This is a genomic window from Paenibacillus sp. FSL H7-0442 (assembly GCF_038593105.1).
In the GTDB taxonomy this organism is placed as follows: Bacteria; Bacillota; Bacilli; order Paenibacillales; family Paenibacillaceae; genus Paenibacillus; species Paenibacillus polymyxa_D.
This window is the reverse complement of sequence record NZ_CP151963.1, coordinates 229,895-255,509: the sequence shown is the minus strand read 5'-3', so window position 1 is coordinate 255,509 and position 25,615 is coordinate 229,895. Positions and strand designations below refer to the sequence as shown.

Below are 25,615 nucleotides of genomic sequence, written 5' to 3'. Positions count from 1 at the left end.
AAATCTACTATTCCGCCTACTGCGTTTTGATGTTCGTTTTTTAAAGGAAGTTTATAAAACAACAAGCAGACGCTTCTATAAGCTGTCTGCTTGTTCCACTTACTTCCTTATAACTTCGATTCATCGTCATTGCTTCATGTTCACTTCACAGCATGTTCATTTCGCGGAAACTGTCTCTAATCTTGCGCAGCTCTTGCTGTGCTCGACCATAGCGGGAAGCGTAGGTCCAAGCAAGCACTTGATGATAATGCGAAGGTGTTTCAATCGTGGTCACGTTATACATGGCCAGATTCCCATCTATTTTTCCTTTTAGGGTAAACTCAATGGCAGGATATCCGTTCACCACCATATCTGAAGCGGTCCCCAATTCAGGGTCCGTAATTCCTGACACCAAATGATCCTCAATGATTCCTTTATATTCTTGAAGAGTCATACTGCTGTCAAAATCGCTTTTCGGTTCAGACAATACAATCAGATATCTTTCGGTAAATTCATTTTTAATGGCGATGTCCGCATCCTCATTAATCCTATTATCTCGTGACCAATTCCAGGGAGCCGTAACCGCAAACTGGCTATCCTTACTGGTAAATACCTCAGGCTTCATGATTTGCGTAATGAGCATAGAAATTAAAGATACAGCAAAAACCATTGAAATGATCGTCGTCAGGATGATTGCTCCTGCAATAATCCCGGTTTTCTTTCTGCCCACCTTTCCCAAATCCCTTACCTTAACCACATATGTATTCGCAGCCATATCTCCAATCCGTTGTTTCCGAGGTGTCACCAGCACACATATACCGGCGGGCAGTCCCATGAAAAGCAGCGGATTCGTATCCACCAGATGTATGAGAGTGCGGATCAAGGATTTAACCATGCCTGGCGGCCTTCCTTCTCCATTCACAACCTGAATACGAAGTACAAACTTGCCCAGCGTATAGCCTGTAAGTCCTTCCAGTAACAGATAATAGCAGAAGGAGCCGATCAGGAAGAGCATCACTACCATACCCATATTTGGGGTTTCCGCTTCAGCTACTTTTTCCGCTGTAAAATATACCAGCCCTCCGTACCCAAAGACGATAAGAATGAAGTCAATCATCCAAGCCGCCCATCTTCTGAAAAAAATAGAGGCACCGTATGTTTCTGATAATACTGCCATCTTATCCGGTTCTCGTCGCTGATAACCGCCATTCCTCACAAATTCTCCCGGAGCTACTGTAGATGGATTTTTCAATAAATTAGGTTCTTCCAAATGATACACCCCTGATGTCAATTTAATCCTAGTTAAGTATAGCATCCTTTTTCATCCAATGGAGCAAGCCTGACAGTGCACTGGAGTAAACCGAATCCCGCCGATGAACAAACCACACCTCTAATTTACGATATTCCTCAGGTAAACGATGAGAAGCAATACTTCCCGCCTCCTCTGCCTTTGCAATCGACGATTGTGGCAACATGGACACTCCCAAACCAGAGGCTACTCCACCCAAAATGACTTCCAAGGTTCCGAATTCCATAATCTGATACGCATCCACACCTGCATCGCTCAGAAAACTTTCCGCTCTTGCCCGATGTGTGCAGCCTACATCGAAGAACAGCATAGGCTTGGCAAGCAACTTGCTCATATCACTTTCTCCCGGTTCCGAAATAAGCACCAACTCCTCTTCAAACGCCGCAACATGCTCTATATGCGGATCATCGACGGGGCCATAGACGAACGCTCCATCTAATTCGTAATTTAATACCTTTTGTACGAGATCATGGGTGCTGCCTGTCATAAGCGATAGATGGACATCAGGATATTGAGCGTGATATTCCATCAATAAAGAGGTCAGATGCGTAACCGCCGCCGTCTCAATCGAGCCCAGTCGCAAAGGTCCCGCGGGCTGGTCTGAATATTGAGTGGACTTTACAGCCTCGTCCAGCAAGGTCAGTATGGTATCCGCATATTTCAGCAGATTCTCTCCTGCTGGCGTTAACGTCATTCCCCGGTTAGATCGGCGAAATAGCGGTACGTTCAATTGTGCCTCAAGCTGCTGAATCCGCGAAGTCACATTGGACTGTACATAATTCAAAACTTGCGCAGCCTTCGTGATACTGCCCTCGCGAGCGACGGCCCGAAAAATTTTCAAATCACTGCTTTCCATGTATACGTCACCTGCTTGGTATGATCATTTGTGATACTCACGTTCGATTTTGTTCATTTTACCGGATGCTTGCCGCTCTGTACAATTCAATATATATGCAATTGCATCTAAATTCGCACCACGGGAGGTTTTAAAATGAAAGCCGTGATACATGCCAGCAAAAACGGCCCTGAGGGTCTGATGTATACAGACGTTACGGACAGACAGCCAGGGAACGATGAGGTGAGGGTAAAACTCAAAGCCGCAGGCTTGAACCATCGGGACTTATTCCTCATGGCAGATCGAGCTGCCAACGATGCTCCACTCATTCTCGGATCCGATGGAGCAGGTGTGATCGAGGCTGTGGGTGCTGGCGTCCCAACCTCGCTGGTAGGCACCGATGTAATGATCAATCCATGTATCGGATGGGAGAATACGCATCATGTTCCCTTAGTTCCAGCCATTCTGGGCGGACCTTCGGACGGGACATTCGCTGAATCGGTTATCATCCCCGTCCAAAATGCCGTCAGCAAGCCAGCATACCTTTCATGGGAAGAAGCAGGGGTACTGCCTTTGTCTGCTTTGACCGCTTACCGCGCGCTCTTCACAAGAGGCCAATTACAGCAGAGTGAGCACGTCCTCATTCCCGGTATTGGCGGTGGTGTAGCCACGTATGCCATGCTTATGGCTTTAGCGGTAGGTGCACGGGTCAGCGCCACATCACGCAGCGAAGCAAAGAGGCAGGCTGCCCTCGCCCATGGCGCTAATCATGCATTCGACAGCCATAGCGGATGGAAAGAAAATATGAACGGAGACACCGTAGATCTGGTCCTTGACAGTATCGGTCCTGCTACGTTCGATAAATATTTGGATGTCCTCAAGCCAAACGGTCGGATTGTTACATTTGGCGCAAGCTCAGGAGATCAAGTAGAGATTCCACTGCGGTCTATATTTTTTCCTCAAATCAGTATCATCGGCACCTCTATGGGCAGTGGCGAGGAATTCGCAGCTATGCTTCAGTTCATGGAGCGCCATGCACTCCATCCGATTATAGATAGCGTATTTCCTCTACAAGACACAGCAAAAGCCTTCCACCGTATGCAGCAGGGAGCGCAGTTAGGCAATATAGGAATCAGGATAGAGTAAGGAGTCTGAACGAAGTATAGGAATGGAAAAAAATCCACTACCGTAAAATGCCTTCATCCAGAAGTCAATTTTATGGTAGTGGACCTATTTAGTCGATCAAACGATGCTGGACCCATTTGTTGCCCCGGAAGCGCCAAAGGAAAACGAGTCCCCGCACGCCCCATTCAATATCCATAGCCAACCAGACACCAACAATCCCCAAGTTGAACACAATGCCCAAAATATACCCGAGCACCACCCGACACAACCACATGGACAGCATTGAGGTGAGGGACGTAAATTTTGAATCACCTGCTGCCCTTAGTGCAGAGGGTGTGATAAAGGCAATGGACCAGAGCGGAATCTGGGCCAACGTATTAATCAGTATGACAACAAATATGTCATCTACGATTTCGGCAGGCGGATGAAACAGCCCCACCATCGGCTCAAACAAAGGCATCAGGATTAATCCCATTACAATAAACGAACAAGACGACAGCCAAATAAACGATTTGGTAAACTTGCGGGCATCCTCGACATTTCGACGTCCCATGCATTGACCGACCACGGTTACAATCGTAAGAGCCAAAGCATTCGCAGGGATTTGGAACACGTTAGCTAGGGATGAGCAAATGGCATTCGTCGCCAACGCATTGGTTCCCAGACTCACAATGAAAATTTGGGTTAAAATTTTCCCCCCATTAAAAAACATCTGCTCCGCTGCAAAGGGAAGCCCGATAAACAAAATCTTTTTAAGCATGGCCAGATTAAAGTAAAGCATATCTCTAAGCTGAACACGCAAGTCATCATCTACCCTGACCAAATAGATCAGCGCGCACACTGCTCCTGCATATCTGGACACATTGACGGCAATCGTCATGCCCAGCACACCCATATCCAATACATTAATGAATACCACATTGAGGAGCACGTACGAGAGGTTCATGATGAGAGAAAGAGCCAGCGATGCCCTCGTCTTCCCGATCCCCCTCAGCGCTCCACACACCGCCTCAACGATTGCAATCCCCACAAAAGACATACAACTTCCCAGTAGATATACCTTACCGTTAGCTAATACATCAGGCGAGGCGGAACCAAACAGAACACTCAAAATCGGATTGTACAACACGATCATAAACAAACTGATACATAAGGCCAGCAAGGAAACGGAGGAAATGGTACCGGATGCGGCTTTAGAAACCATGAGGTCGTTACCGCTCCCCTTATACTGTGCCACGACAACCGTTCCCCCGGTAGACACTGCGACAAACACATTAATCAGAAAAATATTCAAAGAATCAATCATATTTACGGCACTGACTGCCGCCATCCCCGACGAGCTAATCATGGCCGTGTTCACCAAATTAAGACCCACGATAAAAGCCTGATCAATCAGCAGCGGGATAAACAGCGCAATCATCTGTCGATAATCAATAGACTCTCCTGAAAAATGCTTATTCAGAAAGCCATGTGTTCTCATCCTTACACTCAGTTGACTCATATCATCACATTCTTTTTCTCAAATTGAAAAAAACCCTTCAACAGAAGAGCCTTCATGGCGAAAAAATGTATAAAGTTGCAAGGCTAGATGTGTCTAGTTCTTGATTCTGTACACTTTTCTCTACATAGAAGTATTGCTCCAAAAGAAAATCCTGTCAATGGTCTTGCTCACATTTGAATAGAAAATAACAGAAAAACCTGCTCAGCTCAGTGAACAGGTTTTGCAGCAGTATTATAATGCCTTAATATGTCATTAAAACCTTGTTAAAAGAATGTCTATGATCTTCTCGCAATCAAATCTTGTTGAATAGAAGCTTCATTCTTTTCGAATTTTTTATAAAAAAACATAGGAATGATCCCGATCAAGAAGATGATAAATGGCAGCCAGATAAAGCTGAACTGAATGCCAGACAACGCCGTAGGGGTTTGAACTTGCCCAGCGATGTAACCGGTGCTGCCCATAATCCATGCTGGCAATAATCCGCCAATTCCGCTACCCGCTTTAATACAGAATGCGCTTCCAATAGAGGTCAGGAAGCCACTTGCCCGAATACCATTTTTCCATTCCCCATAATCGACTGTATCTGACAACATCGCAAACGGCATAGAACATGCAAAGCCTGATCCTAACGCACCAATAATCCAGCCGATAATAATGAGAGTTAAGTCTGTACTTCCCATTAAAATCACGACTTGACCCAGCGCAGCTAATATCAATCCGATAATCATAATCGCATTTTTACTTAATTTTCTGGCGAAAAACGGAATCAGAACCATCGAGATCAACTGTAAGGAGGTCAGTCCATTGATTAAAGGTACTAAATCCTTACTGTCCAGATTGTATTGCAGATAAAAGATGAGCGTAGCTGAACGAATATTCAAACCGATCCAGTAACACAAGTTGGCAGCTACAACGAGCATCCAGGGCCAGTTTCGTTTGATGGCTGTGAAGCTTTTGGCAATGGGAACGGATTTCGTTTTCACTGCTGCATTTTCTCGCAAATCGGCAAACGCTATGAAAAACATAATAATCGCCATGATTCCAAATAAAACGAGCGTTAAGGAAAATCCTTTTTGATCATTCCCCTGTCCAAAGAAAGCAACCAAAGGTAACGTAAACGTCGTGGCGATGAAGAAGCCCACATTCCCCCCGACCATGCGGAAGGAGTTCAAGACAACGCGTTCATTAGAATTGGTGCTCAGGTTAGGCAGAATAGACGTAATCGGCGTACTAATTCCTGTGTACAGGATGCCGGCTATGATATACGTAATGGCGGCATATGCAATTTTGCCCGACTCACTCCAATTGGGCGTCGTAAACGTAAGGACCATGAACACAGCGAACGGGATTGCTAACCATAGAAAATAGGGTCTGCTCTGGCCGTATTTTGACTTCGTTCGATCAATCAGGATGCCCCAAATCGGGGCATCAATAGCATCAATAAAACGGGTGATAAATAGTAATGTCCCGGCAATCCCGATAGAAAGACCGAATACATCTGTATAAAAATATAATAGATAACTGGAAATGACACAGTACAACAGATTGCCGGCCGTATCCGTTAATGAATAGCTGATTTTACGATGAAAAGGAACGGTACTGGTTGCCTTTTCCGGTGGTTCTGTACTCACAATTCTCGTACTCATGATCTTTCCTCTCCCCATGCGAATGAATTATGATTCATAAATCCATACACGCATTTCCCCTTTAGCCCGATTGCACCAGGCGTAGTAAGGAATGGCGGTAATTTGTTGAGGAACAAATTCAGGGGGCTCCGAGCTGTATAATGCATTCGAATTTTTTACCCGGTGTCCCTCTATGGTCAGCTTTACAATGCCACCCAGCAGGTTTCCGCTGAACTCTTCCGTAATAAGACTATCCTTCGTCAATCTTAATCCTGCCAAATTCGCTCCATTATCCACTTCTTCCAGGCAAAACACGACTGGTCCGCGTTGGAGAGCAATTTGCTGCTGGTTCATGGAGACCAGCGGATTGCTCCGAATGCGCTCAACCGGCATAGCCAAATGCAGGGTAACTACATCTCCGTCCTTCCAAGTACGCTGAATCTCGATATAGCCTTTTTCCAGACGATCTAATGATATGGTTTCCCCATTCACCTTTACCTCTGCCTGCTTGCACCACCCTGGAATTCGCAGTGCCCATTTAAAGGGAGTTGGCTCTGTTACATGGATCGAAAAGGTTAGATCCGCATCCCATGGATAATGATGAGTTTGTGTAATTTCAACCTCATGACCAGATAAAGTCATGTTCACCTTGCTGGCAATGTACAGATGCGTATACAACGTATCGTCCGTTTGGGTGTACATATTGTCCTCAACCGATGCAATCATTCGTGCCAAATTGGGCGGACAGCAGGCGCAGAAAAACCATTTTTGCCGTTCTGTTTTTACATGCTCTTGATCTTTTCTGGATTTTTGAAAGGGATTAACCTCCAACGGATTCACGTAGAAAAATCGTTTCCCGTCCAGGTCCATCCCACTAATCGTCCCGTTGTATAGCGCACGCTCCAGCACATCGGCATATTTCCGGTTCGGCGCTAAGCGCAACATACGATTGGCCCAAAAGGCCAGCCCTACAGAGGCGCAAGTCTCACAGTACATGCTGTCATTAGGAAGATCGTGATGGCAAGTGAACGCTTCCGCGTTTACAGTAGAACCGATCCCTGCGGTGATGTACATTTTGTGATTCGTGACATCATCCCACAGCGTTTCACAGGCTTGTAACAGGGAAGCATCCCCTGTTTTCGCGGCCAAGTCCGCCATCGCAATATACAGGTACACCGCTCTTACTGCATGGCCGACTGCCTCTTTTTGTTCCCGCACAGGTTGGTGTGCTTGCTGGTATTCGAAGCCTAAACCAAAATTAATGTTGTTCTCATCATTCCAGGTGGGCTCTGTTTGAATATGTTTTCTCTGTTCTTGTTCCTCTGCAAAGTAAATAGGATGCTGTCCCCGCTGTTCAATAAAATATTGCGCTAATTTGAGATATTGATCCTTTGCAGTTACGTCGTATAATTTGATCAAGGCCAACTCAATTTCTTCATGTCCCGGGTAGCCTTTCCGTTTCCCTTCTTCCGTACCAAAAACCTGCTGAATCAGGTCTACGTATTTCTCCATAATGTGAAGAAACTTCGTTTTGCCCGTCGTTTCATAATAAGCAACAGCCGCTTCTATAAAATGCCCTGCACAATACAGCTCATGATTGTCTCTTAGGTTCGTCCAGCGATTATTGGGTTCCTTAAGCAGATAGTACGTATTCAGATACCCATCCTCAGCTTGAGCTCTGCCCAACAATTCAATCACTTCATCAGCCCGCTCTTCAAGCGCAGGATTCGGATGATCCCTTAAGCTAAAGGCAACCGTCTCCAGCCACTTGGCAATATCACTGTCCTGAAAAACAGTTCCATAATACTCCCCACTGGATTCCCCGGCTGCAATCCTAAAGTTTTCAATCGCATGACTGGGTTCTGTATCTGGTAATTCATCATTTAATGCTTTCCACTGATAAGGAATAACCTCTTCCGCCACAACCTGCTTATACTTTTTCCAAAATAAATCGTCAACGATGACATGCTTAACTGGCTTTGCCGTTTTCATTGGATAAACATCCCTTCCTGTAAATAGAACGCTTTCATTTTTTGAAAAATAAGGATAAAGTATTGATAATATCGTACAAGCTAACCTGAGTTCCCCTTGCTACAGTCCTTATTTTATCAACCTGAATTTATAAAAAAAATCGCGATCTTTAACTAAAACTTATACGATTTCACACACAAAGGAGCTGGCTTCCATGAGCAAAACAGACTTTCTATCATTCCTTGTCCCTCCGCTGCCTTATTTCATTGAGGGGAATTTTACTACATATCAAAAAGGAGATTGGCATCCAAATAGGTATAATCTGGGTTATTTTGACGTAATAATCATTAAAGAAGGGTTGCTGCACATTGGCGAAGAGGACGAAGTGTGGAAGGTAACTGAAAATTACGCTCTCATTCTTGAACCGGATAAACATCATTTTCCCATTGAGGCATGTACAGAACAAACCTCCTTTTACTGGTTCCATTTTCAAACCAATAGCATGTGGTGCGCACAATCCTCGTCCAATCCTATTATACCCAGCACTCCCATTCCCGAGCTGCATTTTCATTCAGAACATACGACCATTCATTTGCCTAAAATTCAAAAAGTGGTGAATCCACATGAGCTATTTTCGAAATTAGACTATTTACTAGCCTCTACTTTAAAACCTAGAAAACTGGCACTATGGGAGGCCCAACAGACGTTTGTGAATGTTTTCCAGAGTTTGGAGTATGATCAGAATAATAAAGACAGCTCCTCTAAGTTGGCGGAACAGATCGAAATATACCTAAAACAGAATTACAAGAATACGATCACCAATAAGGATTTGGAAGCCCATTTTCACGTACATCAGAATTATCTTGCTAGATGTATGAAAGTCGCCTTCCAGCGCACACCGCTTGAGTATTTAATGGATTATCGCCTGGATCAAGGACGCAGTCTTTTGCTGCAAACTGACTGGTCTGTCCAACAAATTACGGAGGAAACGGGATTCTCCCAAGCAAGCTATTTCTCCAAATGCTTTAAAGAAAAATTCGGAATGTCTCCAAAGAATTATAGACAACAATACTGGAAACCAGTTCATTGAATGCTTACACCTCCTTTACACTCTCTTTACATTTTCATTGTATCCTTTTGATATTCTCGCTTTATACTGAGTCGGTTATATCATTTTCACTTCAGCAAAGGGGCATACATATGAAGTCAACTAAACTCGCATTATTAGCCATGTTAACAGGGGTTCTGGTATCACCAGAACTGACCCATGCGGCAGACATTCAGCCATCCGGGTATGCATCACTACGAACACAGGCAGATAAAATGGGGGCGACTATTACATGGGACAGTGATGACCAGTCTGTTTTGGTCAAGCTGAAAAATGGCATTGTCGGAACCTTTACAGTGGGTGAGAAGCAATATCGTCTAGCTGGACTAAGCGGAAAAGCGGACCGGGAAATTAAGATGATGAATGGAAATGTATATCTTCCTACAAAACTTCTTACAGCGCTTGAAGCAGAGAACAGCAAATATGCAGATCCTAAGGACGCAGTCCCCACCTATAAAGTGATCCCTTCTGCTGAAACAGAAGCTGTGGAGGATGGAGAAGACGCAGCCGACGACCCTGCAATCTGGCTCAACCCGGCCGATCCAGAGAAAAGTAGAATTTTAGCAACCAATAAAGGCGGCGGGATTTTAGTCTATGATCTGGAAGGCAAGCAACTGCAAAACATGAAGGTTGGAAAAATGAATAACGTGGATCTTCGTTACGGTTTCACCTTGGGCGGAAAAAAAATAGATATCGCAGGGGCGACCAATCGAACCAACAACACGATCGATATCTTTGCCATTGACGGTGCATCAGGAAAGCTGACCAACGTGGTTGGCAAACCTATTAAAGCATCTATGAAAGAAGTATACGGATTCAGCCTATACCATAGCCTCAAGACAGATAAATTTTACGCGCTCGTTTTGGGCAAAGAGGGTGAATTTGAACAATATGAGCTGACTGATGACGGAAGCGGCAAAATTGCAGGTAAGCTTGTCCGCCAGTTCAAGCTGAGTACGCAATCTGAAGGCATGGTTGCTGATGATGAATATGGCACGGTCTACATCGCTGAAGAGGATTACGCTATTTGGAAGTATAGTGCCGAGCCAGACGGTTCAACCGAGCCGCTGCGACGTGTGGATATTGCAGATGGGCGCAGACTTCACGATGATATAGAAGGACTTACATTGTATTACGGTAAAGATGGCAAAGGATATCTCATGGCCTCCAGCCAAGGAAACAGTAGCTATGCGATTTATGAACGACAAGGCGACAATGCATATATAAGCAACTTTACGATCAGCGCAAGCCCAACCGTAGACGGTACGTCTGTCACAGACGGTATTGATGTTCTTGGCTACGGATTAGGTAGGAATTTCCCGCATGGTATCTTCGTTGCACAAGATGACGAAAATCTTCAAAATGGAAAAAAGTTGAATCAGAATTTTAAAATGGTACCTTGGGAGCGAATCGCTACGGGAGCCCCTACCCCGCTAACGATAGACGATGGCATTAACCCACGTGAATTGGTGAACAGAAGCACGCAGTAATGCCTGTCGGGGAAATCAACTCAACATTCCGACTCTATTCATAAAAAAAGAGGTGTTCCAAAAGCCATAAAACGGCTACTTGGGACACCCCTTTTTGTTTTTAAGCAGAAAAAGGTTTAAGATCCAGCACCAGCACATTTACCGAGTTGGCTGGTAAGTCTAAGAGGACAGAATCCGTATGAAGCGTGATCTGCTGTTCGGTAGGCACTATCTTCTCATCATTCTTCTTGTTCACGTTAGGTACATGAACAAGCGAGGAATCGCCGGTTAGTGTAATCAGCTTAGCGTTGGACTCAACACTCAAATCTTGTAGATTCAGCTGTGTTACCTTATCCACGCTGTCGGCATTCACCAGCTTCACATATACATGCTCAGCATCTTGGGTTACCGAGTTGAACACGTCTCTGTTGTAAGCCTCCAGCTTATAATCCAGCACTTTACTGTTTGTCACGCCGTCGGTATATGAGCAAATCAGGTTGCTGCCTGTTTCACCGCCATAGTTCACTGTTATGGTGTAGTCCGTGTTGTCGGCCAACTCTTCATAGCTGGCCGCTCTCAAGTTACCTGCGGCTGTACTGGAAGAGTAGTCACCCAATGTGTAGCCTTCTATGCCTTGCTTGTAAACCTTCACGCCGGTAGCCTTGCCGCCATAGCCGATCGCGTATTCGACGACGTTCTTTTTCTCCGCAGAAATATCCGTGAGACCCGCACCCACATAAAAACCGTCCGTGCCGGAAATGCGGGAAGCGACCACCTCTACCTTGTAATTGCTCCAGCTATCGTTCAAGATGTACAGACCATTCAGACCGCTATCCTGAGCTTTGAGGACAAGCCCCTTGCCTTCCTCCACTGTAGAGCCTACGGAACCGGGAATGACTTGCCATGCTGAATTCAATTCCTGGGTAAAATCTTGATCCAGCAGCACACTGCCATCCTGATTGGAAGTAACGGTCACACGCTTAATCATAACTTCGGCGTTGCCTGTCGCGATTTCAATGCCACCCTGAGGAATGAGATCCGTCGGCTTGCCATTTTTGTAAGTAGAGAAAGAAGTGCGCAATACTTTATTTCCCAAATATTTAGCATACATTTGCTGTACATAGTAGTTCGGCGTAAACCACACTGTTTCGTCATCGAACCAGATGCAGTCTGGCGTCCATCTGTAGGTTCCATCTGTCAGCACCTTGTTAAACAGCGGTGCATAGGCAGCCAACCGAACGACATCGGCATTATTTTCAAAGCCCGTCATCACCGCTGCCTCTGCTACAGCGCCTGCCAGTGTATTTTTATCCGTTGAGGCGTACTCCCCGACAAAAACCTTTGATGTTGCTTTCCAATTGGTACTGCCGTCCGCGTTATAAGCTCTGTAGTAGTAGTTATAGCGGTCCACGTTATTCAGCAGGTACTCGTTAGAACGATAATAGTGCTCGTCTGCAATGGTGTCCATATAATCCTTTTGCTTCTCATACCAGGTAACAGTCTCTTCCGTCACCTGGTTACCATCAGCAAAAGCAACCTTAGCCGAGCCCTTCATATTACCACTCAGGAACTTCCAGCCCTGCTGATAGGCATCGTCGTCCGCTTGAGCGCCAACCGTAGAGATGATATGCAGCTCATAACCCGGATAGTTTTTCTCCATATACTCATCAATCGATGTCTTGAACACTTCAAAGTTGGCAAAGAACTCTGTGCCCCAGTTCTCGTTACCCACACCCAAATAACGCAGATCGAACGGTGCTTCATGGCCCATTTTTTTACGCATAGCAGCCCATTCATTATGTTCAAAATCCACACTGATCGCAAAGTCGATCAGATCCGTAAAGTTCTTAATATAGTATTCTCTTAATGCGCCTCCAGCGGGATGAGCATAATCCGAGCGGGCTTGGCAGAGCACGCCGCAGGCCATAACCGGAAGCGGAGCTGCATTCAGGTCTTCTGCCAACTGGAAATATTCCATATAACCAAGTCCCATGGTCATCATATAGCCCCATACATTAAAGTTTTCCTTGCGTAGCTCGATATCCCCAATCGATTCCTTCCAATCGTATACGTTTTCCCATATAAACGAACCCTCGGAAATACAACCACCTGGAAAACGCAGAAACTTCGGATGCATGCCGACCAGTGCGTTCACCAAATCTTTTCTCAATCGGTAGTTAGGATTTCCCTGGAAGTTAGCATGTGCCGATGGGGATTGCTCTTCCTCTCCTGCGCCCCATACATCTTGTGGGAATAAAGAAACCATATCAACCGAAATGTCCCCTTCAAATGTAAGCGCCAGCTGCCCGAGAACCGTAGCTGAGCCTGTCAGCACAAGCTTGGAATCGATGCCGTACTTCTTCCACGTGTTACCGCCTTCCACCTGTATCGTAACCGAATCACTAATAGCCTTTTCATTCGAGTCTTGCAGTTGCAATGTGATTGTGCCCGCTGAATCGGCCTTCGCCCAGATGGTAAACTCATATTTATCACCCTCTTGGATGGACATGGCACAATTCTGATTAGAATCCGAAAAGCCCTTGTTCCGAATCGTTGCACCATCCGCTACCGTCACATAATAGGAGTTCACTTCTTTGTCTTTTGCACCTAAGAACTCATTTAATCCACCGCTATGTTGTGGAGTCATCTTGTCCGTATCACCAGACCAGGCGAACAACGGGTTGCGGTTCCGTCCTGTAGAGCAGCCGCATTCACCGGAAGCATGGGAATACGTATCAAACTCGAAAGATTCAAAAGAGCGATTCTGAACGAGTTCCGCATATATCCCGCCATCTGCTGCGTTATTGATATCTTCATAGAACAAGCCGTACATCACTTCGCTGACATCCAGCACTTCCTTATTTCCATGAATGGTCAGCGTGTACGGAGGCAGCTGTTCAGGAAGAACGGATACTTCAAAGCTTTCTTCAATCTGGCTTAGGCCCTTCGTCAATAAAGCTGTGACGGTAACCCCTTGTGCGGAGGTAATCGCCTGCACCTGACCATTGTCAGAGAGTATACCAGGTTGGCTGGATTTCCAGGTCACTTCTACTCTTCCACCCATCAGAACGGTTGGCAGAGATAAGTCCTTGGTCACAATCGTCGTCGGAAAGGACAAATATTTATCTCTGGCAAGCTTCACGATCTCTTCATCTGTCAACGAATCGCACATGACCTCAATGACTTCATCTGCCGACAAGCCTGCTTTATAAATTCGAAAGTCTGAAACGGAGCCGGCAAAGTCTACATCCGCCGCATGCTGAGAGCGACCAATAAAATTGTTGCTGTAGTTGGACGAGTCTGTAAACGTTTCGAACCATTTACGCAGCTTGGCATAGTTACCGCTGGAAGTTTGACTGATGGAACCGTCCGCTACCACCTCACCATTGACATATACCACCGGACCCGCACTGCTTAATGTGCCGCCTTCTGTACCGATTACGGACAAGGCTATGTGCATCCACTCATCCCTGACAAAACCTCTTCCCGGGTCTACGGACAAATCCGCCTCGGTGAAAAGGGTTCCGCGCAGATTCCGTGTCATGAACATATATGGCCCTGTATGGGCTTTACCAAAATCAAAAACACGTTCCCACATATCTGTGAATCTGCCGAAGTTGACCCAAGCAGTAACCGTCACACCGGTGTTATCGCTTACATCTTTGAATAGATCGGAAGGAAGCTGGATATACGAGGTACCGTTGGGGCCTCCCTCAAGCGTCAATGCCGCTCTACCGGTAGCATGGGAAATTGTGGGTGTTACTGTGCCTGAAGCAACCCCATCGTTACCTTGCCCTGAGCTATCTTTGCCGACGTTCTCTGCATCATCAAACTTGTAACGCGCAATGATTTGATCTTGGAATTTGGTCATCTTCGTTGCTCCTATACCTATAATTTATTAATGTAATAACTAATTAATTAATATAAATACATACTATACAGCTATAGTACCTTATCCTGAGTACCTTTTTCAATCCAATAAATCAGATTTATAAAGAAAATACTTGAACGAACTACATAAAAAAGCAGCTATCACAGAAGATACTCTGCGATAACTGCCTTTTGACTTGTAAAGAAGCTTGGCCGTAGCTATGTTATCCGTTCAATTTTTGTCCACAATTCGGACAGAAGTTAGCTCCTTCGTTTTTTGTACCGCAATTCGGACAAAAATTGGGCTTATTCCCGTCTCCAGATGAAGGGGGATCAGCAGGTGTAGGCTGAGTCTCAGCCGAAGGCTTTGGGTTCGGGTTTAAATTTTTCATCATTTCATTTGCTATATTCATCCCCATCATCATACTCGCCATATCCGAAGCTGCACCGCCGCCTTTTACATTACCCGATGCAATCCCGTCCGTCATCGTCACTTGTTGGTACTTTTGCAGATTACCGATCATTTCATGTGAAGCGGTCTTCGTAATCATATCTTGGATTTCTTGAGGATAATTGAAGCTCATCACATGAAAGCCAGTAATCGTCATACCATTGTCCATCACTTGCATATCCAGATCTTCTTGAATACCTTTTGAAATGTCAGAAGCATTCGCCTGCAGATTGAACATGTCCTTTCCTTCTCTGCTGATCCACTTCATCAATAACTGATCCAACACCGAAGTAATCCGTATTTTCACATCCTCAACGAGATAACTGTCCTTCACTCCGGCAATCTTATCGATGAGCGTAACATAATCGTTCACTTTAAAATTAAATGTGCCATTGGCACGGATCGGCATACCGCCTGGCAGCTGGGGAGTCGGGATCAGCACCGGATTCTGCGTCCCCCATTTGACAGTAAACTCCTTCGTATTAACGAATAAGACCTCTACCCTCATACCACTGTTAAAACCAAATTTAAACCCTTTTAAGGTGGATAGAAATGGAATAATGTCAGAGTCCATGTTATATGACCCTTCATTCTCAAAAACACCCTCTATTTTGCCGTTATTTACAAAAATCGCATCTTGACCGGAGCGGATAATTAACTTACTTCCTTTTTTAATTTCACGATTACTCCACTTCCAGAAAATCATATCATCTCTAAATTCTTCCCACTCTACAACATTTGCAAATTGATTTCTGAAGAATCCCATACTGTATCCATCCTTTCCATTCAGGATTTTGCAAAATTCGATTCCAGTCGCTCCAAAGTGCAATATATAGACGAACTAGACCATTTCGATCTATATATTGTTCATTGAAAGTCGCTTATTGGATTTTTGCAAAATCCCCAGTTAAAATGATCCTCTGCTGCCGCTATGCGAATGACCGCCGCTGGTAGTTCCGCCACCACCGCCTGAGCTGCTGCTACTGCTGCTCTTTTCAATCTTCCGTCTTGTTGTCGTTGTGTGAAGATACTGATCTCGATGCTCCAGAACTCCTGAGGCGTTCGCATCCTCGTAGGTTTGCCGATTTACCGTAACCCGACCGCCAGAATTGGAAACCATTTTACCCACGATCATCGCTGCCAATCCCAGTGCAACCGCCAAATGAAGCCAGCCTTTAAAAAATATACTGTCTGGGTTCACCCCTGGACGGATCGCCAAATATTTGTGCGCGCCTAGAATATACTTTTGAAATGCCAGCCCATAGTTGCCGTTCGTCAGATCCGGGCTAATCTCATGGCGTATTTTAGTAAGCCTGTCATCATCCAGATACCGTTCTGCCTTATAAAATCCGGCCAAGTACACCTCTCTATTTCTCATATCCATCGTTAAAATAACCGCGTTCCCATGAGCTCTGTCATACCCCGGACCATGGTCATCATAAAAGTCCTGCGTCATCTTCATAACATCCATATTGTCGGGATTAAGGGTAGTATAAATAATAATGTCCGTTTCTCTTTCCGCTCCGTATTGATTAGCCATAGCGTTCAACACATCATACTCTTCCTGATTGAGCAAACCCGCTTCATCATAAATCAATGGCTTCATTTCTGTCGTAGCTGGTTCGCCCTTCATTTCCATAGGAACCGCCAGAAAAACAGCAAAGAATAACAAAACGGCTACAATGGCTCTATGCTTTTTCAATAGAATTCCCCTCCCATCATCAACCAAGTAATTAACCTTAATGAGAAGAGAGTAATGCCGAAAATGCCTGCAAACCAAGCCGTCACTTTGAACTTGCTAATCGGAGGCTTACCGACTACCTTGCCCGTCTGTCCGTTCATAGCAAACGTATGCTCCAATTGATTATAGTCATAGTGTATGACCCACACCGGGAGCAGGACATAATCCGCTTGTTTTAATGTAGTATCAACTTGCTTTTCCGTATAACTCACGGCCGTATACACTGACACCGTAGAATGAATATAAGCATCAATATATTCCTTCACTTTTTCTTTAACTCGCGGGAAAAGCTCTTCTTCGTTATAACTGTACTTCTCCGCAATATAACCTGCTAGATATGGCGTTTTAAAGGGTTTTAGCTGATCGTATGGAAATGGCTCCAATTTATCCATCAACTCGTCGTTCATTTTCTCCGCAGCATCAATCGGAACCTTTACATAATTCAAACGGATTTTCCGATATACATCAAAATGCTTCGTTTCCGTATATTCGTAGTCTCCACTCGTATAGGTTCGAACTTGGGTACCTTCACCTTGAACCTCAATTTTATTATGTAATTCATATAACCAGAAAGGCACATACATCCCGGTTATTCCCTTGATTCGGTCTGCTATCATGAACCGATTCGGCGTCAGACGGCCATTCTTGCACCATTTTTTGAAAGCAGCTATGGCTTCTTCCTTACTGATTGAAAAAGGAATAACCTGCGCTGGAGCCAGCTTCCCAGTCAGTCGATCCCCGAGAACCACGGCAGAACCACAAAAGCTGCACACCGTTGCACTCGTCTCCACTTCGGTCATAATCACGGCTCCGCAGTTATTACAATGATACTCATGAGCCTCATCCTCCGAAAAAATACGATTTATCAGAGGATCAGGAATAGATTCGATATTGTCCTCTCTTCCGCAACTATGACAGGATAACCTCCCTGTCTCACTGTCAAAGACCATACCGCTGCCGCAGTTGGGGCATTTGTATTCGATAACCGGCATCTGCTCACCTCTTCATGTAGATACTTGTTATTCATCTTCTGTATTCGTACTCTTCTCGTATTGTGCAAATAAGGCATCCAGGTCGTCCTTCGTTCCTGCCCGAAGCTCGGCTATAGCCATCGCTTCATCATACGCTCTGTTCACCTGCTCTTCCATAACCTCAAAAGCAGAATTCCCGTTGCCGATAGAATTCAAGGTTTGCTGTGCTTTGGCAACCGCCATCTTCCCTTTAAGTTCAGCGTGCCGCGCTTCTAGTTGCCCCATATCGGACACCAACTTCTCCTGCATTATCTTCATATTTACGGCGTTTGTCGAAGCTACATCATAGGACGTTTGTAATTGTTCCAATTTCTCCGCTTGCAAACCTTTTCTCTCCAGAAACTTTCGAGCTTCCTCTTCATTACCAGCTTCCACAGACTTACTGGCATAATGCTGGAGCTTTTTGATCCCGGCTTTGCATTCATCCAGTGCTCTTTTCGCCCTTCTCTCATCAGCCAATACTGATACCGTCTCCGCTTTCACCTTGCCTAGATCACTGTTCAAATTCCGCATATAATCGTTAATGGTTTTCTCCGGATCTCCCACCTTATCCATTAAGGCGTTAACATTCATTTTCATAATATCCCTAAACCTCGACAAAATTCCCATGATGACCTCCTTCGAAAGGACTACATTCCACCATATCATACATCAAATCCAGTAAAAAATGTTCATTATAGCTCTATATACTGACCCACTGATCACTTTCGGATGTGTGTTCGTTTTATGATAAAAGCAAAGGGTCCAAAAACCCGCTACAGATTTTTGAACCCTTTTATTTTATTGTCTTGATTATAGTTCTTCATAGGACTTGGGGTCCTGCCCCCATATCCGTCCATCCTCACTGCTAAATGCCGAAATCATGTTCATTTCCTCTGGAGACAACTCAAAATCAAAAATATCCAAATTCTCCGTTTGGTGATTTAAAGAAGAGGCCTTCGGGATCGGGATTGCTCCAAGTTGGATATGCCAACGTAAAATCGCTTGTGTATTCGTTTTACCATGAGCAGCAGCAATTTTCCCAATCTCTTCATTCTCCAGCATACTGTGACCACGACCCAAGGGGCTCCACGATTCCGTCACGATGCCCTGTTCAGCATCCTTTGCACGCTGATGTTCCTGATTAAACAATGGATGCAATTCAATTTGATTTAAGCTCGGCGTGACACCTGTTTCCCGAATTAAACGTTCATTATGCTCGGGCAGAAAATTGCAGACCCCGATGGAACGAATATAGCCCCTTTTCTTCGCCTCAATTAACGCCTGCCAAGCTTCAACATAACGATCAATTTGGGGATTCGGCCAATGGATCAGATACAGATCATAATAGTCCAGACCTCCTCTGTATAATGACTCTTCGATCGTTACAATGGCTTCTTGATAAACATGTCGACGACCCGGTAGTTTGGAGCAAATCAACAATTCTTCTCTGGGCACAGAACTCTGCCGGATCGCTTTCCCGACAGCACCCTCATTTTCATAGTTGAATGCTGTGTCAATTAGACGATAACCTGCATCAATCGCGCTGGCTATCGCTGTTACTCCATCTGCACCCTTCAATCCAGCAGTTCCAAACCCAATCACAGGCACCTTAGTACCATCATTCAATACCTTCGCCGGAATTGGCTCGTTCATATTAACAGCCTCCCTTACTATTCTCTTATACCGTAACGCCTTTAATGCTCAGAAAAATACAGCGAATGACTCGGTTCCTCCTATACTTATTACCCACCAGTTCGTGACTTTCCTATTAAATTCTCTGTATGCTACATCAAAAAGTGCCTGATCCCCGTTGAAATCATACTTGAAGTCAAGGAGTCAGGCACTTGTATACCACTACCAAATCATATAATCCACTTCATGCTGAATTGCTTGGTTGTCCAACACAAAGTTGAAGCGTCTTAATTTTTATTTCAAGCCTTTCCATACCCAGTTCTCTACCTCTGGCAAGTCAATACCCTCTTCGCGAATGAATTGATGATGTTTCTTAACCGTAGCATCCATTTCATCCACAATATTTGTGTACTTCCCAGCGTCAGGTAAGTTTAGAACAGCTTCCTTCACTAAGTCAAAACGATCCATTTGATTCAATACACGCATATCAAATGGTGTCGTAATATCGCCGTTCTCACGGTAACCATGTACACGTAAATTATGATTGTGACGATCAAAGAACAAATCTTTGATCAGACCTTCGTAACCATGGAAAGCGAAAACTACTGGTTTATCCTTTGTGAAAAAATGATCAAACTCGGCGTCAGATAATCCACGCGGGTCTAGCTTTTGACTTCTCAGTTTCAGCAAATCTACCACGTTGATGTACCGAATCTTCAATTCAGGCAGTTTTTCATGCAAAATAGAAATTGCAGCTAAACTTTCAATCGTTGGTTCTGTGCCAGCAGAAGCAATGACAAGGTCAGGTTCTCCACCTTGATCTGTACTTGCCCAGTCAATGATCTTCAACCCTTTATCCACCAATTCTTTCGCTTCATCAGCACTAAACCATTGTGGACGTGGGTGTTTGGACGAAACAATCAAATTGATCTTTTGACGGTCGTTTAAAATAGTGTCGAAAACAGCCAACAAGGAATTGGCATCCGCTGGCAGATACTCCCGAATAAATTCCGGTTTTTTATCAGCCAAATGACCTAACAAACCTGGATCTTGGTGTGTATACCCATTATGATCCTGTTGGAACACCGTTGAAGTTGCTACGACATTCAATGATGGGATATCTGCACGCCATCCTTGATCCGTTGCTTTACGCAGCCACTTAAAGTGTTGGGTGATCATTGAGTCAACCACACGCAGGAAAGCTTCGTAACTTGCAAAGAAACCATGACGACCAGTTAACACATAACCTTCCAGCAATCCTTCAGCTTGGTGTTCGGATAATTGGGAGTCAATTACGCGGCCATAGGACGACAAAAATTCATCATTAGGTTCAATAATTTGGTCCATCCATTGGCGTTTGGTTACTTCAAAAACAGGAGCCAAGCGATTAGACATTGTTTCATCCGGTCCGAAGATTCTGAAATTACGATTTTGTTCATTTAAGACAACCACATCTTTAACGTATTTCCCTAAAACCGACATATCTTGCGCAATCACTTTACCAGGTACGGAATTATCCAGCGCATAGTTACGGAAATCCGGCAATTTCAAGTCTTTAATGAGGTTCCCCGCATTCGCAACAGGGTTCATTCCCATACGTTTATCGCCTGTGGGCAGAATTTCAGCAAGCTCAGAGTTTAAACGACCGTTTTCGTCGAACAATTCCTCTGGTCTGTAGCTATTCAACCATTCTAACAAAGCAGGTGCGTGCTGCATATTTTTTTGATCAACCGGAATTGGAACCTGATGGGCACGGAATGAATTTGTATTCGGCACGTTGTCCCATTCCTTTGGACCCGTCCAGCCTTTAGGTGAACGGAATACAATCATCGGCCACGCTGGACGAGTAAGATCATTATTTTCACGCGCATTCTTTTGAATAGCTTCAATTTTCTCGATGGCCGTATCCAATACTTTCGCCATTTCTGGATGCATGTGATCCGGATTTTCACCTTCAACAAAGAATGGCTCCCAGCCCAAACCTTTAAAGTATGAGGTCAATTCTTCTTTCGATTGACGAGACATAATCGTTGGGTTACTAATCTTAAAGCCATTCAAGTGCAAGATTGGCAGCACTGCACCATCCGTGATCGGGTTGATAAATCTGTTAGAGAACCACGAAGCGGCTAATGGACCCGTTTCAGCTTCGCCATCACCAATAACAACAGCCGAAATCAGATCAGGATTATCCAGAATGGCACCTACACCATGAGAAAGGGAGTAGCCTAATTCTCCACCTTCATGGATAGATCCAGGTGTTTCAGGAGCAGCATGTGAAGCAATACCGCCAGGGAAAGAGAATTGTTTGAACAATTTCTTCATACCTGGGATATCTTGCGTAATTTGCGGATAGATTTCGGTGTAACTTCCATCCAGATATGAATTTGAAACCATAACCTGACCGCCGTGACCAGGGCCCTCAATGTAAAGCATGTTCAAATCATATTTATTAATAACACGATTTAGATGTGCATAAATAAAGTTTTGTCCTGGAATTGTGCCCCAGTGTCCAATAGGCTTAACCTTCACATCTGAATCTTTTAAAGGCTCTCTCAACAAAGGATTATCTTTTAAATAAAGCTGACCTACCGAAATGTAGTTCGTTGCACGCCAATATGCATCAAGTTTTTCTAAATATGTTTTAGATGAATAATCTGCTAACACGGGTGATAATGACATGGTGTCCACTCCCTAAGTAGTATTGTTTGTAATTTATTTCCGGAAATTTCATCTACATGTACATCATAACGCCGCGCCGATTAAATTCAACCTTTTTCACAAGTGATACGGTCCAATTTTGTGAAATTTTGAACATACTATGAAATATAAATTAAAAAGACAGTAAAAAAGCTCTTACATTAAAATATATAGAAGTATAAACCAATAAAATTTGTAATAAACGTTGCAATCGCAGGCTCCAATCCTTTTCTCAAAATTATAAAAAAAAGACCGGAGAATTCTCCAGTCTTATCATTAGTGAACCGATACAAAGGTATTAAATTTTAAATATTTGTAATGAAATCGCATATGAGAAAACTCAAATGGCGTACCGTTATCTAAAAAGAACACACCTTCCATAATACCTACAGGCTCATTTTCATTTAAATGTAGCAGCTTTTGATCATTCTCTTGAGACGGTTCTGCAAAAATGGATAAAAAAGATTTGGTGACGGCCAAGTTCCGCGAGTCCTCCAAATAATTAAAAATGGACCCCTCGATAATTGTCTGATTTAAATTCTGGACAATTTTAATGGGAATATAGCCTGTTTCAATCATAAAAGGATCATCATCAAACAGACGTAAGCGGACAATTTTGTAAACAAAATCATGAGTCTCCAAGAACAAATCGCGCTGTAATTCTTCTGTTGGCGGAATGACCTCAAAACTCAATACTTTGATCTTAGGCTTTTTACCATGCATTTGAAAATTATCAGTGACCCCTAGATTAGAGCCTTCGTAGTTAAAGATAGATTCATTTCTTATGTATAATGGATTAATAAATGTCCCGGAACCTTGTTTTTTGAAAATAATTCCGACACTCTCCATTTTAGTCAGAGCACGTTTAATTGAACTACGACTAACCTGGTAAGTCTCACTAAGACTACGTTCATCTGGCAATCTCATATCTGCAAACTTTCCCGCAAAGATTTTCATCTTGAGATCGTCAATAATTTGCTTATAGACAAATTGTGTCATATAGTACTCCTCTTTCAGGTCTTCTATAACTCCATATAGTTTACCATAACTTGCCCATTTCATCTCTTGTTTGTTTCTGTATGCTAAGGGGGGCTTTCAACGGATGGGAAGCGCCCTCGCTTTTACTTTACATCTCTATGCATAATACCATGATTACACATACATAACACCACTGAACGTACCTGCAAATTAGCAGAAAATACAGAACTCCCACCTTAACTTCCGCGATAAGACCAAGCCTGTTTCGAACCTTGAGGGATGTTTGACTAGACCAGGCTAAAATCCTTGAATACATTGTTATTATTTATCTTGTTCATACGTTCACTAATAAAAATGGTGGGGGGGAGATCATATTGGCTATCCGCTACAGCGTCATCATTCCAACCTATAATCGAGTCCAGCAATTGTTGCTTACACTCGCTTCATTTGAGACACAAACCTATCCAAAGCAACTATTTGAAGTCATTGTAGCTGATGACGGTTCTACAGACGGAACGAAAGAAATGGTCGAAGGCTTCAAAGCATCCTATCCTCTTATCTATGTGTCACACCCGGAACAACGCGGTCGATCTGCCGTTCGAAATTTGGGGCTGCGCCGTGCAAAGGGGCTGTACATCATCTTCTGCGACGCTGACTTTGTAGTATTACCGGAATTCATTAGGATTGTGAGTCGTTATCACCGTAAATATCCCAAGTCCGTGCTTTCAGGCATTCCTCACTCGTGGGACGATGCTTTTACCCATTATTACCCTGACTTTTCTCCTGAAGAAAAAGAACAATGTCGCAACATACTTACCCAATCCAACTTATGGAATGCTGACTATGAAGCAGCGAGCGAAATTACTCCGATCATAACCCCAGAAGATATCCTTCACCAAACGGGTGCACTGTCTAAAGTAGTTAGTCCCACAAGGGTTCCTCCGAATACGCAGAAACAATTTGCCTCAACGGACGTAGCCCCCTGGATGCTGCTGGTTACTCGTTGTGTAGCCATCAGACGCAGTCACTTGATTCGTATTGGAGGTTTCAATGAACGGTTTGTGCTCTATGGACTCGAGGACTGGGACCTTGGCTATAGACTGCATCGCTTGAAGATCCCTTTTTATTGCATCAAAGAGGTGGTCGGGTATCATCAGGAACATCCAACCTATCTCAGAGGAAACGTCTTAAATACGGAAAATCTGAGGATCATGTATGAAACCTACGGTTTCAATGACTCCTCGTTGAATTTATTTGCCCTTATCCCTCCATCCGAGGATTTCGAGACCTACAAAAATACATTGCGGGTATTGCGCAGGGGATTCCGCTCTAGGTTAACACGCTCATCAGCACTGTTATTAAGAAGAACACTACGCATTGCAGCCAAGCAGTTCTACGATCAAAGCAATACTCATGCATACAAAAAATCATTACACTTGATAAAAAGGAAAGCAGCGAACCGGAAAAGTCGAGTCGCTCACGTATTACGAGAAATGCTAGTGAAGTCTGAAAAGCTGGTGGAATAATTGCATCCTCCTTACGGGATAAAAAAACTCCTCCATAAAGGTGCGAGCCCAACTTGGCAAAGCAGCTTTATGGAGGAGTCAAGGCCCTATGCGGAGAAGACGACAAGAATTGTCGTTACTAGTTTTCTATTCCTCATGATAGTTCAGCATGCTTTCTGATTATTCATTACATATGAGTTTTTACCTACTGCTAAGAACTCAATATTTTAATGCTATCATCGCACCAACTAATTAAACTGCTAAACTGACTCTTACCATAGCTCATTGTGATCATCCAATATTTGTGGTTATGGTCTTTATGCTCTACGTTGATAAGCCAACGTTCAAGTTCTTCAAAAATATGCAAGCTTTCCACTAGCTTTTCTTTATACTCCTGTATGTGCTTTATAATCGTTTCAGGCGAAGAATTGCCGCCAAAAAACACCCTCAACAGCAGCTCATTTTTTTTAAGCATCACCACATGCTCCATTGGCTGAGAAAGCCAGTCTGACAACGTGTGCCTTCCCTGATCGGTAATGCTGTAGAGTTTCTTGTCAGGCTTGCCTTTCTGTCGAATGACCTCGACTGCAATATCTTTTCGATCCAGTAGCTCTGCAAGGCTGGGATAGATCTGACCATAGTTCTCATTCCAAAAATAACTAGTGCTCTGCTCCATATGTTGCTTTATATCATAACCGGTATGAGGACCCAGACTCAGAATGCCTAATACCGCAAACATTGTATTGGTTTTTCCTGACTGTCTCGCCATTGTAAATTATGCCTCCTAGTACCTCTAGCAAATCTCT

General features: G+C 44.0%; 18 protein-coding genes. 4 read left to right on the top strand and 14 right to left on the bottom strand.

Annotation, left to right across the window (positions count from 1 at the left end):
• Nucleotides 1-145: 145 nt before the first annotated feature.
• Both MHH57_RS01120 and MHH57_RS01115 read right to left on the bottom strand, forming a co-directional pair.
• Complete coding sequence (locus tag MHH57_RS01120; protein ID WP_049816965.1) at nucleotides 146-1,294, bottom strand: RDD family protein; 1,149 nt, start codon at nucleotides 1,292-1,294, stop codon at nucleotides 146-148.
• Nucleotides 1,278-2,144: a LysR family transcriptional regulator gene (locus tag MHH57_RS01115; protein WP_049816966.1), complete on the bottom strand. Its 867-nt coding sequence runs from the start codon at nucleotides 2,142-2,144 to the stop codon at nucleotides 1,278-1,280. Before MHH57_RS01115 ends, MHH57_RS01120 begins: the two co-directional genes overlap by 17 nt.
• Nucleotides 2,145-2,279: 135 nt before the next feature.
• On the opposite strand from MHH57_RS01115, the gene MHH57_RS01110 reads away from it, so the two are divergent.
• Nucleotides 2,280-3,269, top strand: coding sequence for a zinc-binding dehydrogenase (locus tag MHH57_RS01110; RefSeq protein WP_340931173.1), 990 nt, complete (start codon nucleotides 2,280-2,282; stop codon nucleotides 3,267-3,269).
• Nucleotides 3,270-3,357: 88 nt separating this feature from the next.
• On the opposite strand, the gene MHH57_RS01105 is transcribed toward MHH57_RS01110, so the two are convergent.
• From MHH57_RS01105 to MHH57_RS01095, 3 genes are all read right to left on the bottom strand, one after another.
• Complete coding sequence (locus MHH57_RS01105) at nucleotides 3,358-4,749, bottom strand: MATE family efflux transporter (protein WP_069010166.1); 1,392 nt, start codon at nucleotides 4,747-4,749, stop codon at nucleotides 3,358-3,360.
• A 275-nt stretch (nucleotides 4,750-5,024) separates the two neighbouring features.
• The gene (locus tag MHH57_RS01100; protein ID WP_029516920.1) at nucleotides 5,025-6,395 is read right to left on the bottom strand and encodes an MFS transporter; all 1,371 of its coding nucleotides are present in this window, start codon (nucleotides 6,393-6,395) and stop codon (nucleotides 5,025-5,027) included.
• A gap of 27 nt (nucleotides 6,396-6,422) precedes the next feature.
• Entirely contained in the window at nucleotides 6,423-8,366 is a 1,944-nt protein-coding gene (locus MHH57_RS01095; protein WP_342434716.1) for a beta-L-arabinofuranosidase domain-containing protein, read from the bottom strand.
• A 193-nt stretch (nucleotides 8,367-8,559) separates the two neighbouring features.
• Between MHH57_RS01095 and MHH57_RS01090 the strand changes: the two genes are divergently transcribed.
• Together MHH57_RS01090 and MHH57_RS01085 are read left to right on the top strand one after the other, a co-directional pair.
• A complete protein-coding gene (locus tag MHH57_RS01090) occupies nucleotides 8,560-9,435 on the top strand; it encodes a helix-turn-helix transcriptional regulator (protein ID WP_209949919.1) in 876 nt (291 codons plus the stop codon).
• A gap of 110 nt (nucleotides 9,436-9,545) precedes the next feature.
• Complete coding sequence (locus MHH57_RS01085) at nucleotides 9,546-10,943, top strand: phytase (protein ID WP_165149330.1); 1,398 nt, start codon at nucleotides 9,546-9,548, stop codon at nucleotides 10,941-10,943.
• Between the two features lie 100 nt (nucleotides 10,944-11,043).
• On the opposite strand, the gene MHH57_RS01080 is transcribed toward MHH57_RS01085, so the two are convergent.
• The 8 genes from MHH57_RS01080 to MHH57_RS01045 form a co-directional block, all read right to left on the bottom strand.
• Nucleotides 11,044-14,793, bottom strand: a complete 3,750-nt coding sequence (locus MHH57_RS01080) for an alpha-L-arabinofuranosidase C-terminal domain-containing protein (RefSeq protein ID WP_342434715.1) — start codon at nucleotides 14,791-14,793, stop codon at nucleotides 11,044-11,046.
• Nucleotides 14,794-15,016: 223 nt separating this feature from the next.
• Entirely contained in the window at nucleotides 15,017-16,009 is a 993-nt protein-coding gene (locus MHH57_RS01075; protein ID WP_341071499.1) for an SPFH domain-containing protein, read from the bottom strand.
• Between the two features lie 141 nt (nucleotides 16,010-16,150).
• Entirely contained in the window at nucleotides 16,151-16,945 is a 795-nt protein-coding gene (locus tag MHH57_RS01070; RefSeq protein WP_342434714.1) for a TPM domain-containing protein, read from the bottom strand.
• Nucleotides 16,942-17,976, bottom strand: coding sequence for a TFIIB-type zinc ribbon-containing protein (locus MHH57_RS01065; protein WP_342434713.1), 1,035 nt, complete (start codon nucleotides 17,974-17,976; stop codon nucleotides 16,942-16,944). The genes MHH57_RS01070 and MHH57_RS01065 overlap by 4 nt, the downstream gene beginning before the upstream one ends.
• 27 nt (nucleotides 17,977-18,003) lie before the next feature.
• A complete protein-coding gene (locus MHH57_RS01060; RefSeq protein ID WP_342434712.1) occupies nucleotides 18,004-18,624 on the bottom strand; it encodes a PspA/IM30 family protein in 621 nt (206 codons plus the stop codon).
• A gap of 183 nt (nucleotides 18,625-18,807) precedes the next feature.
• Nucleotides 18,808-19,650 (bottom strand): aldo/keto reductase, encoded by an 843-nt coding sequence (locus tag MHH57_RS01055; RefSeq protein ID WP_342434711.1) that lies wholly within the window; start codon nucleotides 19,648-19,650, stop codon nucleotides 18,808-18,810.
• A gap of 273 nt (nucleotides 19,651-19,923) precedes the next feature.
• Nucleotides 19,924-22,308 carry a phosphoketolase family protein gene (locus MHH57_RS01050; RefSeq protein WP_069010176.1) on the bottom strand — a complete coding sequence of 795 codons (2,385 nt, stop codon included), beginning with the start codon at nucleotides 22,306-22,308 and terminating at the stop codon, nucleotides 19,924-19,926.
• 294 nt (nucleotides 22,309-22,602) lie between these two features.
• Complete coding sequence (locus tag MHH57_RS01045) at nucleotides 22,603-23,325, bottom strand: GntR family transcriptional regulator (protein WP_043882022.1); 723 nt, start codon at nucleotides 23,323-23,325, stop codon at nucleotides 22,603-22,605.
• A gap of 353 nt (nucleotides 23,326-23,678) precedes the next feature.
• Here MHH57_RS01045 and MHH57_RS01040 point away from each other — a divergent pair, with 353 nt between their 5' ends.
• Nucleotides 23,679-24,830, top strand: coding sequence for a glycosyltransferase (locus tag MHH57_RS01040; RefSeq protein ID WP_342434710.1), 1,152 nt, complete (start codon nucleotides 23,679-23,681; stop codon nucleotides 24,828-24,830).
• Between the two features lie 190 nt (nucleotides 24,831-25,020).
• Here MHH57_RS01040 and MHH57_RS01035 read toward each other — a convergent pair whose 3' ends face one another.
• Nucleotides 25,021-25,578 carry a PadR family transcriptional regulator gene (locus tag MHH57_RS01035; protein ID WP_165149344.1) on the bottom strand — a complete coding sequence of 186 codons (558 nt, stop codon included), beginning with the start codon at nucleotides 25,576-25,578 and terminating at the stop codon, nucleotides 25,021-25,023.
• Between the last annotated feature and the right edge of the window lie 37 nt (nucleotides 25,579-25,615).

Bases quoted from the DNA above. Each gene is read 5' to 3' on its own strand.
- MHH57_RS01115 (WP_049816966.1), bottom strand. From the start codon at position 2,144: ATGGAAAGCAGTGATTTGAAAATTTTTCGGGCCGTCGCTCGCGAGGGC.
- MHH57_RS01080 (WP_342434715.1), bottom strand. From the start codon at position 14,793: ATGACCAAATTCCAAGATCAAATCATTGCGCGTTACAAGTTTGATGAT.
- MHH57_RS01055 (WP_342434711.1), bottom strand. From the start codon at position 19,650: ATGAACGAGCCAATTCCGGCGAAGGTATTGAATGATGGTACTAAGGTG.
- MHH57_RS01095 (WP_342434716.1), bottom strand. From the start codon at position 8,366: ATGAAAACGGCAAAGCCAGTTAAGCATGTCATCGTTGACGATTTATTT.
- MHH57_RS01120 (WP_049816965.1), bottom strand. From the start codon at position 1,294: ATGCTATACTTAACTAGGATTAAATTGACATCAGGGGTGTATCATTTG.
- MHH57_RS01035 (WP_165149344.1), bottom strand. From the start codon at position 25,578: ATGGCGAGACAGTCAGGAAAAACCAATACAATGTTTGCGGTATTAGGC.
- MHH57_RS01085 (WP_165149330.1), top strand. From the start codon at position 9,546: ATGAAGTCAACTAAACTCGCATTATTAGCCATGTTAACAGGGGTTCTG.
- MHH57_RS01065 (WP_342434713.1), bottom strand. From the start codon at position 17,976: ATGCCGGTTATCGAATACAAATGCCCCAACTGCGGCAGCGGTATGGTC.
- MHH57_RS01090 (WP_209949919.1), top strand. From the start codon at position 8,560: ATGAGCAAAACAGACTTTCTATCATTCCTTGTCCCTCCGCTGCCTTAT.
- MHH57_RS01100 (WP_029516920.1), bottom strand. From the start codon at position 6,395: ATGAGTACGAGAATTGTGAGTACAGAACCACCGGAAAAGGCAACCAGT.
- MHH57_RS01045 (WP_043882022.1), bottom strand. From the start codon at position 23,325: ATGACACAATTTGTCTATAAGCAAATTATTGACGATCTCAAGATGAAA.
- MHH57_RS01110 (WP_340931173.1), top strand. From the start codon at position 2,280: ATGAAAGCCGTGATACATGCCAGCAAAAACGGCCCTGAGGGTCTGATG.
- MHH57_RS01050 (WP_069010176.1), bottom strand. From the start codon at position 22,308: ATGTCATTATCACCCGTGTTAGCAGATTATTCATCTAAAACATATTTA.
- MHH57_RS01075 (WP_341071499.1), bottom strand. From the start codon at position 16,009: ATGGGATTCTTCAGAAATCAATTTGCAAATGTTGTAGAGTGGGAAGAA.
- MHH57_RS01105 (WP_069010166.1), bottom strand. From the start codon at position 4,749: ATGAGTCAACTGAGTGTAAGGATGAGAACACATGGCTTTCTGAATAAG.
- MHH57_RS01060 (WP_342434712.1), bottom strand. From the start codon at position 18,624: ATGGGAATTTTGTCGAGGTTTAGGGATATTATGAAAATGAATGTTAAC.